We start from the raw sequence: 14,882 nt of genomic DNA, 5'->3' as shown, positions 1-14,882 counted from the left end.
GCCGTCCCGCCCGCCCGCTACCCGTCCAGGTGAGCCAGCGCCCGCCGTGCCACCTCGCGTCCGATGGGCAGGGACGCCGTCGCCGCCGGGGACGGGGCGTTCAGCACGTGGACCGTGCGCGGCGCCTCCCGGATCAGGAAGTCGTCCACCAGCGTCCCGTCCCGCAGCACCGCCTGCGCCCGCACCCCCGCCGGAGCCGCCCGCAGGTCCTCGGGGCGCACCTCGGGCAGCAGCCGCCGCACCGCCTCCGTGAACGCCGCCTTCGACAGCGACCGGCGCACCTCCCCCGCCCCGTACCGCCAGTGGCGCCGCGCGATCGCCCACGTACCCGGCCACGCCAGCGTCCCGGCCAGCTCACCGGGGCGCACGACGAGCCGCCCGTACCCCTCCCTGGCCAGCGCGGGCACCGCGTTCGGCCCGACATGGACGCCGCCGTCCACGCCGCGCGTCAGGTGCACGCCCAGGAACGGGAACGCCGGGTCCGGCACCGGATACACCAGGCCCCGCACCAGCTCGGGCCTGGCCAGCTCGTAGTACTCGCCCCGGAACGGCACGATCCGCATGCCCGGCTCGTCGCCCGCGAGCCGCGCCACCGCGTCGCAGTGGAGCCCCGCGCAGTTCACCAGCGCCCGCGCGCGCACCACGGCGCCGTCCGCCGTGCGCACCGCCACGCCCCAGGGCCTCCGGTCCACGGCGGTGACCCGCGCCCCGTACCGCACCTCGGCGCCGGACGCCTCGGCGAGCCGCTCCGCCACCGCGCCGTAGTCGCAGATCCCGGTCGTGCCGACATGGATCGCCGCGATGCCGCCGATGTGCGGCTCGTACGCGCTGATCTGCGCCGGGCCCAGCTCGCGCACCGGGATGCCGTTCTCCCGGCCGCGCTGCACCAGGGCGTGGAGGCGGGGCAGCTCGGCGCGGTCGGTGGCGACGATCAGCTTGCCGGTCACCTCGTGCGGCAGCCCGTACTCGGCGCAGAACTTCACCATCTCGGCGGCGCCCCGCACCGCGTACCGCGCCTTCAGGGAGCCGGGGCGGTAGTAGATGCCGCTGTGGATGACGCCGCTGTTGCGCCCCGTCTGGTGTCGGGCGGGGCCGGGCTCCTTCTCCAGGACGGTCACGCGGGTGCCGGGCGCGGCCCGCGACAGCGCGTACGCCGTGGACAGCCCGATGATCCCGCCGCCGACCACCAGGACGTCGCAGTCGAACATGCCGCCGCCGAACCCGGACACCTGTGCCACCTCCCACCCCGATAGTGCACTGGCCCGCTGACAACGCCGTTAAACCAGGCGCGCGCGGCGGTGGGAGATGGATCACGCCAGGTGGCACGCCGTTCCGCACGGCGCGCCACGGGAGCGGATCAGGGGCGTGCCCCGTGCGCCGGGCCGGTCGCGCCGGGCCGGTCGCGCCGGGCCGCTACGCCGGGGCGGTCAGCAGCGGCCGGGCGCGCTCGCGCAGCTCCGCGACGCGCGGTTCGTCGCCGTACGGCTCCAGGCGGTGCAGCAGATCCCGTACGTACTCGGTCGTACGCGCCGACGAGATGCGCCCGGCCACCTCCACCGCGCGCGTACCGGCCGCGCAGGCCGCGTCGAGGTTCCCCGACTCCAGCTCGGCGACGGCGCTGACGACCAGCCGCAGCCCGTGCGACCGCACGTACTCCTCCGTCGGGCGGGACAGCGCCTGCTCGGTGAACCGGCGGACCTGGCGCGGCGCCTTCAGGTCGCGGTAGCACTCGGCGGCGTCGGCGGCGAACCGGTCGTACGAGTAGAAGCCCAGCCACGACGGGTCGGCGTCGCCGTCGCGCGACCGCTCCAGCCACCCCTCGGCGGCCTTCAGCGCGGCCCCCGCGGCCGCCGCGTCCCCGGCCTTGGCGTGGGCGCGGGCCTCCACGAGGCGGAAGAACGACATCGTGCGCGCCGTGGCCAGGCCCCGGTTCCGCTCCACGGCCGCCTGCGCCAGGTCCACGCCCTCGTCGGCGAAGCCCCGGTAGGTGGCCTGGAGCGACATCGACGCCAGCACGTACCCGCCGAGCGGCACGTCGGCCGCCGCGCGAGCGAGGCGCAGCGCCTGGATGTAGTACCGCTGGGCGGCCTCCTGCTGGCCCGTGTCGAAGGCCATCCAGCCGGCCAGCCGGGTCAGCTCGGCGGTCGCGCCGAACAGGGCCCTGCCCACCTCGTCCGAATACGAGCCGAGCAGCAGCGGCGCGGCGTCCACGCGCAGGCACTCGGGCACCATCGACGAACGCCAGTCGCCGCCGCCGTACTTGGAGTCCCAGCGGCGGGCGTCCTCGGCTGCCTCCCGCAGCTTCGCCACGTCGCTGTGGCCCACGCGCGCGTGCCCGCCCTCCGGCGGGGGCTCCTCGACCGTCACGACGGGCACGGCGGCCCCCTGCGCACCGGCCCCCGCCCCGGCACCGGCCCGCGCGTCCGCCCCGGCACCCGTACCGGCCCGGGCCCCCGTGCCGGAGCCGCCCGCGCCGCCCGCGTCGCCGTCCTTCGCGCGCCTGGGGCGCCGTTCCACCGACGGGTCCGCCGGGGTGATCAGCCACCGGGACGCGGGGACCGCGTAGGCGCTCACCGAGAACGAGCCGGCCAGCGACTGCCAGATGCCGCCCGCGCCCGCCCGGCGCCCCGCGAGGTCCAGCCGGTACAGCTCCGTCGCCGACTTCACCGCCTCGCCCACGTCGCGCGGGAACGCCAGCCCCACCTCGGGCGCCGGGTCCGCGTCCGCGAGGCCGATCTCGTGCAGCGGCACCGGGCGGCCGAGCTTCTGGCCGATCGCGGCGGCGATCAGGTGCGGCGCGGCGCCCTGCGGGATCATGCCCTTCGACACCCAGCGGGCCACCGACGTCTTGTCGTAGCGCAGCGTCAGGCCCCGTTGCGCGCCCAGGTCGTTGACGCGCCGCGCCAGGCCGGCGTTGCTGATCCCGGCGAGGGCGAGAACGGTGCCGAGCTTCTCGTTCGGTCCGCGTAGCTCCCTGGACATGCGCCACCCCTCGACACCCAGACGGCCGCCGTGCTGCCAGGCATAGGCGCGCGGCATTCGTAAACCCAGCGTAGTTCGCCGCATCCCTACCGTTAAGGGGTGGTGTTCCCTATGGCGGGATTGTTGTGCGTACGGGAAGTTGGCGTGTGCGCCCGGCTCCGTGCCGCCGCGCTCCCGCCGTGTGGCCGTGCGCCCGTCCGTGCGCTCTGGCTGCCGCCGTCCGGGCGGCGCTTCCATGGTGCCGCGTGGGTCGGCCCGCTGGCGGGAACCAGCGGGCTGGGGGACACCGTCGCCTCATTCCCCGCGGGCGGCGGACCGGTCCGGGGGGCGAGCAGCGCCCTCCGGGCCGCGCGCGTGGATCACCGTCGAGATCGGAGTGGCAGACAAACGTCTCGGTTGTGCGGGGCGTTGAGATTGGCTGAATGATGCCCATGGACCGGCCGTCGAACACCTTGGACGCCGCCAGGAGTTGAGCCGCCGGGCCGTCCGGGAAGGGAACCACCCGCCCGCGCGGGGCTGCTGAACCGGCTTTCGGCGGACCCGCACCCCCGCTGTGCGGCGGACCTGGAGCCCGCCTCCTGACGGCCCCGTGAAGCCGCCGCAGCGGGCCCGCGAACCGGCCCGCGGCAAGCCCGTCGGGCTCGCCCGCGGCGGACCCGAACCCGCCCCCGGCGGACGCCCGCAGCCCGCCGCGCGGAAGGCCCGGGTGCCGCGCGCGGGCACACCGCCCCCACACCGTCACCACACCGCCAATTGCCAGGGGCGCGTTCCCGTTTGCGTGCGCGCCGCCCGGACGACCTCCTGTGCGCCTGTTGTCGTGGCAGCATGTCTCCGTCGGCACCCCCGTCGCACCAGCCGCCCCAGCGGCACGGGCCGGGCGGGCCGCGAGTGGCTGACGATGTCCACAGGCTGTGGAGGCGGCGATGCGCTGGCTGGTGGGGTGGAGCAGTATCGCCGCGAGCTTCGGCACGGCGGGCGCGGTCAGCCCCTCCGACGACGGCGCCACCATGCAGCCCGTCGGCGGCCAGCTGCTGTGGGGCGACCCGGACCCGCTCTGGGCCGTCGGCGACTGGCGCCCCGACGAGGTGCGCGTCGTCAGCGTCGCCCCCGACGTCCGCCTCGCCGTGCTCGGCTGCTGCGCCGCCTCCGACGAGGAGCTGAAAGTCGGCCTGTTCGCGGCGCGCGGCGGGGCGCTGCGCCACCTCACCGCCTGGCCCGGCAGCTACACCGCCGTCGTCCAGACCGGCCGCCGCATCACCGTCACCTCCGACCTGGCCGGTGCCCGCCCCGTCTTCCACACCCCCTGGGCCAACGGCACCGCCTACGCGACCGCCGCTCTGCCCCTCGCCGACCTCATCGAGGCGCAGCTCGACATCGGCCACCTCGCCGCGCTCCTCGCGTGCCCCGAGACGCCCGAGGCGCTGCGCGACTCCACCCCGTACGCCGGGGTCAAACGCGTCCCGCCGGGCCACGCCCTCGTCCTGCGCGAGGGCTCCCGCGAGATCACCGGGTACGAGCCGGTCGCCTCCCTCGCCGTCGCCGCGCCGCAACTCGACCCGGACCGCGCCGTCGAAGGCGTACGGGACGCCCTCGTCGAAGCCGTACGGGCCCGCCTCACCGCCCCCCGCCACGCCCCCGCCGCATTGCCGCCCGACCCTGGGCCCGTGCCCGGCATGGGCCCCGCCGACCGGCGCGCCGCCCGGGGCGAGGCGCCCGCGCCCGGCATCGGCGCCGACCTGTCCGGCGGCAGCGCCTCCAGCACCCTCGCCCTCCTCGCCGCGGGCCTGCCGGGCGTACCGGGCACGATCACCGGGCAGGGCGGCGCGGGCGCCGGTGAACGCCTCCTCGCCGTCACCTTCAACGACCTCACCGCGAGCGCCCGCGAACCGGCCCACACGGCCGAACTCGAACGCGCCCACGCCCTCGCCGACGACCCGCGCCTCCACCACGTCGTCGTCACCGCGACCGAGGAGGCCCTCCCGTACGCCGACCTGGACGTGCCGCTCACCGACGAGCCGGGCCCCGCGCTCGTCACCGCCGCCCGCCACCGCCGCCGCCTCGCCGCGGGCAGCGCCGACCACTTCACCGGGCACGGCGCCCGCCAGGTCCTCGACGCCCACCCGGCGCGCCTCGCCGACCTGCTGATGGACCGCAGGCGCCGCCACCTGCTGCGCCCCGTCACCGCCCTGGCCCGCGCGACCGGCACGACGGCGGGCTCGCTGCTGGTGCCGATCACCGTGTACCGGGCCGCCCGCCGCCTCGCCCGGACCCCGTACCGCGCCGGTCTGGAAGCCGCCGCCGGGCGCCTCCTCGAGGCCAACCGGGGCCTCGCCACCGGGACGACCGCCCCGGGCCCGCTCGACGCGTCCCTCGCCGCCCTCGCCTGGTCCCGGCCGGGGCCCGCCGCCCGCTGGCTCACCGGGGAGGCGCTCGCGGAAGTATCGGTTCGCCTCCACCAGGCCGCGACCCGCCCCACGTCCGTGCAGCGCCCCGGCGAGGCCCGCGCCCGCGCCGCGCTCGCCCGGTACGCCGCCGACCACCGCGTCCTCGAACAGGCCGCCGAGGTCCGCAGCCAGCGCCTGCACGCCCCGTTCTTCGACAACCAGGTCGTACGGGCCTGCCGCGACCTCCCCGAATCGCTGCGGGTACGGCCGGGCGCCCGCGCCGACGTGCTGCGCGCCGTCCTCGCCGGCAGCGGCATCCACGACCTGCCGCCCGGCTGGGGCGCCCCCACCCACACGCCCTCCCAGGCGGCCGTCCGGGCCGGGCTGCGCGTCGCCCTGCCGCAGCTGCTCCGCCTGTTCGAGGCGCCGCTCCTCGCGGACGCCGGGCTCATCGAGGCGCGGGTCGTCCGCACCGCCCTGCGCGCCGCCGCCGACGGCGAACCGGTCCCGCTGGACGGCATCGCCGACCTGGTCTCCACCGAGCTGTGGCTGCACCGCCTCCTGGCCCGCCGCGGCACCTGCTGGACCGGCACCGCCGCGCCCCGCCGCCGCGCGGTCGCCGCGGGCGTACCGTCCCGGCCGACCCTCCGCTCGTAACCCCTGGCGCTAGCCGGGCAGCAGGTCTCCGAGCGCGTCCAGCAGGAGCATCCACATGGGCTGCGCCCCCGTGCCGAACGCGGCCGCCAGGGCGTACCCGAGCGCCGCCTCCACCGCCCGTACGCGCGCGCCGTCCTCCCACTCGGCCAGCACGATCCCGTCGCCGTCCGACGAGAACCGCCCGATCGGCTTCCCGTCCCGCAGTAGCCGGCTCTCCGTCAGCGCGTCGGGCACCAGCCGGTACACGACACCCTCGTACGTCACGTCCACCCGGAAGGAACGCCTGGTCAGCCGCCCCTTGCCCGGCCTGACCCGCATCGCGCAGCCGTCCACGGCCAGCGACAGCAGCGCCCCGTCGCGGGTGCCGACGGGTATGTGCGCGTCCACGTCGGCCACCCCGTCCGCGCGGCGCACGACGACCTGCGGCACCGTGTCGCCGCGGACGTCCACCAGCCCGGCGGCGGTGTCCAGCTCGACCGTCACCACCCCGAACAGCGTGTCCTCGGTCTCCCGCACCGTCACCGGCTCGTCGCACGACAGATCCATCAGTTTCCTCATCCTCCCGTACAGCTGATCCGGGCGTCCGCCCAGTCGGCCAGCGCCATCGCGCCCGACGGCCGGGACGGCTCCGTCACCAGCCGGATCGTTTCGTGGCCCGCGATGCCGACGCGCACCGGCACCGCCGGGTCGCCGCCGTCCACCACGGGCGACTGCCACAGCCGCACCCCGTCGGCCCACACGGAGAAGCGGACCGAGCCGAGCCCCTTCGACATGTCGTCCACCCCGACGAACGCCTGGTACGTGGAGCACTCCTGGTTCAGGTCCACGATCACCGACGAGCGCGGGTGCACGGTGATGCCGTGCCCGTACGTCGTGCCGCCGATGGAGAGACCGGAGCGCTGCCACACCCAGCCGGACCCGCCGAGCCGAAGCTCGGGCCCGGTGCGGTCGCCGAACACGTCGTACTTCAGGTGCCCCACCCGGTACGTGGCCGGTTCGGGCGCCGGGGCCGGCGTCGGGGTGGGCGTCGGGGTGGGCGTCGGGGTGGGCGTCGGCGTCGGGGTGGGGGTCGGTGTCGGGGACGGCGAGGGCTTCGACGGCGCGGGCGTCGGTGTCGGCGTCGGCGTGGGGCTCGGCGTCGGCGTCGGGGTGGGCGTGGGCGTCACGGGCGGTTCCGGGGCGGGTTTCGGCGCCGACACGGGCTCCATCCGCGGCGGTGGCGGCTGCGGCGCGGGCGCCGGCGGCTCCACCACGGGCGGTACGACGGGCCGCGCGACCGGCGGCCGCGCCACCGGCTTCGGTACGGGACCGGGGTCGCCGGACAGCGCCCACACGAGCCCGGCGGTCGCCGCGACGGCCAGCGTCGCCGCGATACCCGCCTTCGCGGGCGCGCCCAGCCCCTCGGCGGCCGCACCCCCGGCGGCGCCACCAGCGGCGCCCCCGGCGGCGGCACCTCCCGACGCACCGGCCGCCCCGGACGCCGCGCCGGTCGCCGCGGCCGCCGCACCGGCACCCGCCGCACCCGCGGCGCCCCCGGCGACGACCCCCGCCGCCTTCAGCGCGTACCCGGTGGCGAACCAGCCGATGACCGCGACCGGCAGCAGCGCCGGGATACCGGCGTTGACCTGCTCCAGCTCACCAGCCGCCAGCCGGCACTTCGCGCACTCCTCCAGATGCCTGCGCAGCCCCCGCTCGGCCCGCATCCGCAGCCCGCCGCGCGCGTACGCGCCGAGCCGGTCGGCGTACCGGGCGCAGTCGCCGCCGGCCGTCAGGGACTGGCTGACGTGCGCCTGGAGGTACGCCTGCTTCAGCCCCTCGCGGGCCCGGCTCGCCAGGACCGCCGTCGCGTTCGCGGTCAGCCCGAACAGCGGCGCGATCTTGCTCGGCGACTCCTCCTCGACGGTCGTGTGCCACAGCACCGCCTGCCACCGCTCCGGCAGCGACCGGAACGCCTGGAGGGCCAGCGACTGCTCGGCCTCCTGCATGGCCCGCACATCGGCGCCCAGCTCGACCGTGTCCTCGTCGGTCAGCTCCGACGCCCGCGCCGCCTCCGCGGCGAACGCCCCGAAGTCCTCGACCAGCTGCTCCCGCTTGGCCGTCTTCGTCCAGGCCGCGGCGACATGCCGCACGGTCGTCAGCAGATAGGCCCGCACGGCCTGCTCGGGACCGGCGCCGCGCCGCACCGCCTGAAGCGTCCGCGCGAACACCTCCGCCGTCAGGTCGTCGGCGGTGTGCCGGTCCCGGCAGCAGGTGCGCGCGTACCGCAGCACCGCCCCTGAGTGGCGCCGGAACAGCTCCTCGTACGCCGAGTCGTCACCGCCCCGCATCCGCTGGACCAGCTCCGCGTCGGCCGGCGGCAGCTCCAGTGGCGGCGGCAGCACCGAATCGGCACCGGCGTCCGCATCCGCCCCGGCGTCCGGTCCCGCTTCGCCGCGCGGCCCCGCGCCGTCGCCGGGGGGCGCGGCGGGCCGCAGCGGCCGGACGCGGGCGCGCTGCGGCGGGATGCCCGGCTCGTCCGCGCGGGACCCGCCCCTGCCCGGCCCCCGGCCGCCCTGGGCCGGGACCTGCGCCGAGTGCCGTCCACCGGCCGAACCGACCGCGTCGGTGCCGCCGAGCGGCTCGTCGCCACCGTCACCGTTCACCGCGACCGCCCCCCGTACCCAACCTCAGACCGGAACACCGGCCAAGGTTCCCACAGCGCCCCCGAACGGCCGGGGGCACGGGCTGGCCAACCACCCGTCCGGGGCGGATCTTCCCCGCCCGCCCGCCTGCGGGCACATGTTCGGAGTAGGCTCCCCCGTCACGGCCGGGCCGCAGGGCCCCACGGCCCGCGTGGCGGTCACGGCCACCCGTCGCAGCGCTCCACGGCCACTCGTCGCCGCCTTCCCCTCAGGGGCGCGACCGGAGCCCTTCCAGCAGGATCTCCAGCAGCCGCGCCGACGCCGCGCTCTGCTGCGCCGCGTCCGGCAGGGAAGGAGCCGCCGTCGCGATGACCAGCAGCACGTCCGCGACCGTCACGTCCCGCCGCAGCTCCCCGGCCTCCCGGGCGCGGTTGACCAGCCGGCCCACCACGTCCAGCAGCTCCGCAGCGCCCGCGTCGTCCAGCTCGGCCACCGGCACCGCGCGCGGCGTCACCACCCGCAGGCCCCCCGACGGGGCCACGCCCCGCTGGTGCGGCACCCGGGCGTCGTCCGGCGCGGGCGTCTCCTCCACGTCCACACCGACCCGCAGCACCTGCGGCGGCAGCAGCCGCCCGGCACCCGACTCCACGGACGTGCGCAGGAACCGGGCGAGCGCCGACCAGGGTTCGTCCTCCTGCCCCAGGGCGGCCCGCGCCTGCTCGGTGAGCCGCGCCGTCTCCTCCTGGGCTATTCGCCTGACCAGCACGTCCTTGCTCGGGAACCGCCGGTAGACCGTGCCGACACCGACCCGGGCCCGGCGCGCCACGTCCTCCATCGGCGCCCCGTACCCCAGCTCGCCGAACACCTCGCGCGCCGCGCGCAGGACGTGCTCGAGGTTGCGCTGGGCGTCCACGCGGAGCGGCGCGGGACGCGCGGACCCGGCCACACCGGATCCGGCCATCCCCGTCACCGTGCCGACCGTGCCCACACCGCCCGGCGCGGTCATCCCGCCGACGGTCTGCGCGGCACGCGTCTGCCCATGCGAATCCTGAACATGCATGTGTTTCCCCCGGTTGCTTCGACGTCTCCCCCCGGAGACTCCCCGCCCTGACACCCGGGGCCCGGCCCACAACGCTCAGGTCACACGCGACGACCCGGCACCCCGACGAGATACGAACATAGTTGAGAGGCAGTCAATTCAGAAGGGGTAGTTCCGTCCGGTGCGCCCCCCGATCGGAGCAAGGCCCGGAAGACTCCCGTTTCCCCACCCGCGCGGCCCCCTCCGCACCCCCTCCGACCTGCGGAATCCCACCCTCCAACACCCCGTCCCGCGCCCTCCACAGGGCCGACCCTCCAGTCACACAATTCGGTCGGGCCTGTGGACAAACCCCCGGGGCCGTTGCGTCATGGGATGGTGACGGCTGCAATCCCGAGGGGAACCGACGAATCCCCGGCACGCGTGCGCGTTCTCGTCGTCGGCGGTGGTTACGTCGGCATGTACACCGCCCTGCGCCTCCAGCGGCAGCTCAAGGCCGAGATGAGGAGCGGCGCGGTCGAGGTGGTCGTGGTGACGCCCGACCCGTACATGACGTACCAGCCCTTCCTGCCCGAGGCGGCGGCCGGGAACATCTCCCCGCGCCATGTCGTCGTACCGCTGCGCCGGGTCCTGGACCACTGCAGGATCGTCATCGGCGAGGTGACGTCCATCGACCACGCCAAGCGCACGGCAGTCGTCGCGACCCTCGCCACAGAGGAGGAGGCGGCGGGCCCGCTGGAGCTCGGCTACGACGAGCTGGTCCTCGCGCCCGGCTCCATCTCGCGCACCCTGCCCGTCCCCGGCCTCGCCGACCACGGCATCGGCTTCAAGACGGTCGAGGAGGCCATCGGCCTGCGCAACCACGTCATCGAGCAGATGGACATCGCCTCCTCCACGCGCGACCCGGCCATCCGGGACGCCGCGCTCACGTTCGTCTTCGTCGGCGGCGGGTTCGCCGGTGTGGAGGCGCTCGGCGAGCTGGAGGACATGGCCCGCTACACCTCGCGGTACTACCACAACATCAAGCCGGAGGACCTGAAGTGGGTCCTCGTCGAGGCCAGCGACCGCATCCTGCCCGAGGTCGGCGAGGAGATGGGCCGCTACACGGTGCGGGAACTGCGCGCGCGGAACATCGACGTACGCCTGGAGACCCGCCTCGAGTCGTGCGTGGACCGCGTCGCCGTCCTCAGCGACGGCAGCCGCTTCCCCACCCGTACGGTCGTGTGGACGGCAGGCGTCAAACCGGCACCCGTTCTCGCCTCGACCGACCTGCCGCTCAACGAGCGCGGCCGCCTCCGCTGCACCCCCCACCTCACCGTCGAGGGCGTCGAGCACGCCTGGGCAGCGGGCGACGCCGCCGCCGTCCCGGACGTCACCGCGTCCGAAACGGGCCGCGAGTGCGCCCCCAACGCCCAGCACGCCGTACGGCAGGCGAAGGTCCTCGCCGAGAACCTCGTGGCGTCCCTGCGGGGCGGCACACCGCGGCGGTACGCGCACCGGTACGCCGGTTCCGTCGCGTCGCTCGGCCTCCACAAGGGCGTCGCACACGTCTACGGGCGCAAGCTGAAGGGCTACCCGGCCTGGTTCATGCACCGCGCGTACCACCTCAGCCGCATCCCCACCTTCAACCGCAAGGCGCGCGTGATGGCCGAGTGGACGCTCGCCGGACTGTTCAAGCGCGAGATCGTGTCCCTCGGCTCGCTGGAGCACCCGCGCGCGGAGTTCGCGCAGGCCGCGGGACCGCCGCCGCCCCCGCCGGACACGGCCGTCACCGCCGACTCGTCCCCCGACGCCCACGACACGGCCGACCAGACCGGCACCGGCGGCATCGGCGGCACGGGAAACTCGAGGGACGCGAGAGACACCGGCGCCCCGAAAGACACGCAGGGCAGGCGGGACACACGGGACACGCGGGACACCGGTGGCCAAGGGGGCGCGCGCGACCCCGGGATCCCCGGCCCGGCGACCGATTGACACCCCCTGTCAGTGCGCTCCGTCACACTGGACGTGTGACCATAGGTGGGCCCACACCTGCACAGAGTGACTCCCCACGGCAACGACACCACGAGGCATAGAGATCCGTGAACTTCACGCGTTGGAGCGCCCGCTTCCCCGGTACGCAGCGCCGCGCCGCCGCGCGCCGCACCGACCCCGGGAGCTCGCCGGCACAGCGCGGTGAAGGCTCCGTGCCCGCGGCGCGCGGCGCGTACGGGCAGCGCCCCGCGCCCGGCGCCGACGACGACCCGGCGGAGCCCCCCGGCACACCCGGCGCACCACCCGCGCCCGGCGCACGCCCCGCGCCCCCCGCGCTGGAGGACTTCTCCGTGCGGGAGCTCCTCGGTCACCTCCCGGGTCTCGTCGCCCTCACGTACGGCACGGACCACCGCCTCGCCTACGTGAACGACGCCTACGCCGCCGCCTTCGGGCCCCGCACCCCTGGCGGCACCGTCGCCCACAACTGCCCCGAGCTGGACGACCTTGGCCTCCTCCCGCTGATGGACCAGGTCCTGCGCAGCGGCAAGCCGCGCACGGTCAAGTCCCGCCGTACCAGGAGCGGCGGCTCGTACACGGTGTCCTGCCTCCCCGTGGACGTCCCCGCCCACCACGGCCACCCCGAGCAGCGGGGCGGCGGCGTCCTGGTCCACGCCGCCGACGTCACCGACCACGCCGAGGCGGCCGAGCGGCTCCGCGCCAGCGAGCGCCGCCACCGCGAGACCGCCGTCACCCTCCAGCGCTCCCTCCTGCCGCAGGAGCTGGAGCAGCCCGACGACCTGCGGGTCGCCGCCACCTACCAGCCGGGCGGCGCGGACGCGGCGGTCGGTGGCGACTGGTACGACGTCATCACCCTCGGCGCCGGCCGCACCGCGCTCGTCATCGGCGACGTCATGGGGCGCGGCGTGCGCGCCGCCGCCGTCATGGGCCAGCTCCGCACCGCCGTCCGTGCCTACGCGCGCCTGGACCTCCCGCCCCACGAGGTGCTCCAGCTGCTGGACGGCCTGGCCGCCGAGATCGACGCCAGCCAGATCGCCACCTGCGTGTACGCGGTCCACGACCCCAACGAGGGCCGCCTCGTCTACGCCTCCGCCGGGCACCTGCCGATCCTCGTACGCGACGAGGACGGCACCGTCCGCCGCGCCGCCGACCCCACGGGCCCGCCGCTCGGCACGGGCGGCTGGCTGCACACGTCCGGCACGATCGCCCTCCCGCCCGGCTCCACCGCCGTCCTCTACACGGACGGCCTGGTCGAGCGGCGCGGCGAGGACATCGACGAGGGCGTCGCCGCCCTGGAGCGCGCCCTGTCCGGCGCGACCGGCGCCCCGCCGGTCGTCTGCGACCGCCTGCTGCGCGCCCTGGGCGTGAACGCCGACCACGACGACGACGTGGCGGTCCTCGTCCTCCAGCACCCGTCCCGTACGGGCGCCGACGCGGAGCTGTTCCACAACGCCGCGCTGGACCTGCTGGGCGGTGTCGAGGCGGCCCCACGCGCGCGCGCCTTCGCGTCCGGGGTGCTGGCCAGCTGGCGCTTCCCGGTGGAGCTGCGCGACCTGGGCGTCCTCGCCACCAGCGAGCTGGTCGCGAACTCCCTCCAGCACGGCACACCGCCGATGCGGCTGCGCCTGCGCCGCACCGACCGGCGGCTGATCATCGAGGTGACGGACGGCGACGACCACCTGCCGCGCCGCCGCCGCGCCGAAACGGAGGACGAGGCGGGTCGCGGCATCTCGATCATCGCCACGATCGCCTCGTCCTGGGGCTGCCGCCGCACACCGGGCGGCGGCAAGGCCGTGTGGTGCGAGTTCGCCCTGCCGGGCTGACCCGGACCGGTCAGGCGGCCGCCTCGACGGCCCGCTCCTCGGGCGCGTGCCGGGCCACGACCCGCGACCTGGCCACCGCGTACGGGTGGTCCTGCGCCGGGGTGAGCCCCCGGCCGAGCCGCACCGCGAGCACGCTGATGCCCAGCGAGAACAGCACGAACGTCACGATGTACGGCGCGTGCAGCGACGCGCCCATCGGCCCGCCCACGGCGGGACCGACAGCCAGCGCGAGCTGCTTCACCAGGGCGAACGCCGAGTTGTACTGGCCCACCGCGGACTCCGGCGCCAGATCGGCGACCAGGGGCGCCACGGTCGGCGACAGCATCGCCTCACCGAGCCCGAACAGCCCGTACGTGGTGATGAACGCCGCCGTCGCCATGGCCTGGCTGCCGTGCCCGAGCCCCGCGTACCCGGCGATCAGCCACGCGAAGGCCCAGATCAGCCCCACGGCGGCGATGACCCGCGTACGGCTCGCCCGCTCCACGTACCGCAGCACCAGGAACTGGGCGACGACGATGACGGCCGTGTTGGCGGCCAGCGCCATCCCGAGCGTCGAGGGCTCGATCCCGGCGGCCTCCGTGCCGTACGCGGCGAGACCCGACTCGAACTGCCCGTAGCAGGCGAAGAACAGCACGAACCCCAGCACGCACAGCTGCACCATGGCCTTGTGCCCGAGCAGGGCCCGCAGCCCGCCCGCGCCCTTGCCGTCCGCGTGGCCGGGCCGGGCGTCCGCGATGGCGGGGGTACGGGGCATGCGCACCGTCGCCGCGATGACCGCGAGGACCACGAACATGGCCGCCTCGATGGAGAACAGCAGCAGGAAGCTGCTGGGGCGGCTCTCGTCCACCAGCTGGCCGCCGATCAGCCCGCCGACGCCGAGGCCCAGGTTCTGGAGGAAGAACTGAAGGGCGAACGCGCGCGTACGGTCGTCGGGCGCCGAGCTCCAGACGATCATCGTGGCGAGCGCGGGCTGCATCACGGCCGTACCGGCTCCGAGCACCGCCGCGGCCCCGACGACGGCGGCCACGCTGCCGGCCACGCCCATGGCGAGCGCGCCGACCGCCGCCAGCAGCGCCGCCCCGACCAGCACGGGGAGCGGGCCGCGGCGGTCGATGGTCCTGCCGGTGAACGGCAGCACGGCGAGAGCAGCCATGGCGAAGACCGCCAGCACGGCACCGGCCGCACCGGCGCCCAGCTCCCGCACCTGAGCCACGTACACATACAGATACGGAACGGTGAACCCGAGCCCGAACGCGCTCAGCGCGTTGCCCGCCTGGATCCGGCGCATCGCCGCGCCCTTCGCCTTGGACACACTCACCCACTTCAAGTTCGTAGGACTGAAGCCCGAAGACTTCAATGCTAAATTTCGAACCTTAACTGTACACAC

Annotated in this window: 9 protein-coding genes; 3 read left to right on the top strand and 6 right to left on the bottom strand. The window is 75.9% G+C overall.

Translation table 11 applies throughout. From position 1 onward, the window contains the following. Nucleotides 1-17 precede the first annotated feature (17 nt). Nucleotides 18-1,208 carry an L-2-hydroxyglutarate oxidase gene (lhgO, locus tag J116_RS13065; RefSeq protein WP_028964011.1) on the bottom strand — a complete coding sequence of 397 codons (1,191 nt, stop codon included), beginning with the start codon at nt 1,206-1,208 and terminating at the stop codon, nt 18-20. Nucleotides 1,209-1,413: 205 nt separating this feature from the next. Beyond that, entirely contained in the window at nt 1,414-2,982 is a 1,569-nt protein-coding gene (locus tag J116_RS13060; RefSeq protein WP_028964010.1) for a hypothetical protein, read from the bottom strand. Nucleotides 2,983-3,905: 923 nt separating this feature from the next. On the opposite strand from J116_RS13060, the gene J116_RS13055 reads away from it, so the two are divergent. Then, entirely contained in the window at nt 3,906-6,023 is a 2,118-nt protein-coding gene (locus J116_RS13055) for an asparagine synthase-related protein (RefSeq protein ID WP_023587518.1), read from the top strand. A gap of 9 nt (nt 6,024-6,032) precedes the next feature. Here J116_RS13055 and J116_RS13050 read toward each other — a convergent pair whose 3' ends face one another. The 3 genes from J116_RS13050 to J116_RS13040 all read right to left on the bottom strand — a co-directional run bounded on the left by J116_RS13050 (nt 6,033) and on the right by J116_RS13040 (nt 9,704). After that, entirely contained in the window at nt 6,033-6,569 is a 537-nt protein-coding gene (locus J116_RS13050) for a hypothetical protein (protein WP_023587517.1), read from the bottom strand. Nucleotides 6,570-6,577: 8 nt separating this feature from the next. Then, nucleotides 6,578-8,665, bottom strand: a complete 2,088-nt coding sequence (locus J116_RS13045; protein WP_028964007.1) for a sigma-70 family RNA polymerase sigma factor — start codon at nt 8,663-8,665, stop codon at nt 6,578-6,580. A gap of 247 nt (nt 8,666-8,912) precedes the next feature. Next, nucleotides 8,913-9,704, bottom strand: a complete 792-nt coding sequence (locus J116_RS13040; protein WP_023587515.1) for a TetR/AcrR family transcriptional regulator — start codon at nt 9,702-9,704, stop codon at nt 8,913-8,915. A gap of 351 nt (nt 9,705-10,055) precedes the next feature. Here J116_RS13040 and J116_RS13035 point away from each other — a divergent pair, with 351 nt between their 5' ends. Both J116_RS13035 and J116_RS13030 read left to right on the top strand, forming a co-directional pair. Further along, on the top strand, nt 10,056-11,654 hold the full coding sequence (locus tag J116_RS13035; RefSeq protein WP_079147717.1) for an NAD(P)/FAD-dependent oxidoreductase: 1,599 nt from the start codon (nt 10,056-10,058) through the stop codon (nt 11,652-11,654). Nucleotides 11,655-11,761: 107 nt separating this feature from the next. Then, nucleotides 11,762-13,495, top strand: a complete 1,734-nt coding sequence (locus J116_RS13030; RefSeq protein ID WP_023587513.1) for an ATP-binding SpoIIE family protein phosphatase — start codon at nt 11,762-11,764, stop codon at nt 13,493-13,495. 10 nt (nt 13,496-13,505) lie between these two features. Here J116_RS13030 and J116_RS13025 read toward each other — a convergent pair whose 3' ends face one another. Continuing rightward, entirely contained in the window at nt 13,506-14,783 is a 1,278-nt protein-coding gene (locus J116_RS13025) for an MFS transporter (protein ID WP_201258848.1), read from the bottom strand. Nucleotides 14,784-14,882: the final 99 nt, after the last annotated feature.

The organism is Streptomyces thermolilacinus SPC6, assembly GCF_000478605.2.
GTDB lineage: Bacteria > Actinomycetota > Actinomycetes > Streptomycetales > Streptomycetaceae > Streptomyces > Streptomyces thermolilacinus.
The sequence above is the reverse complement of the archived record's forward strand: the minus strand, read 5'-3'. Positions and strand labels throughout refer to the sequence as shown.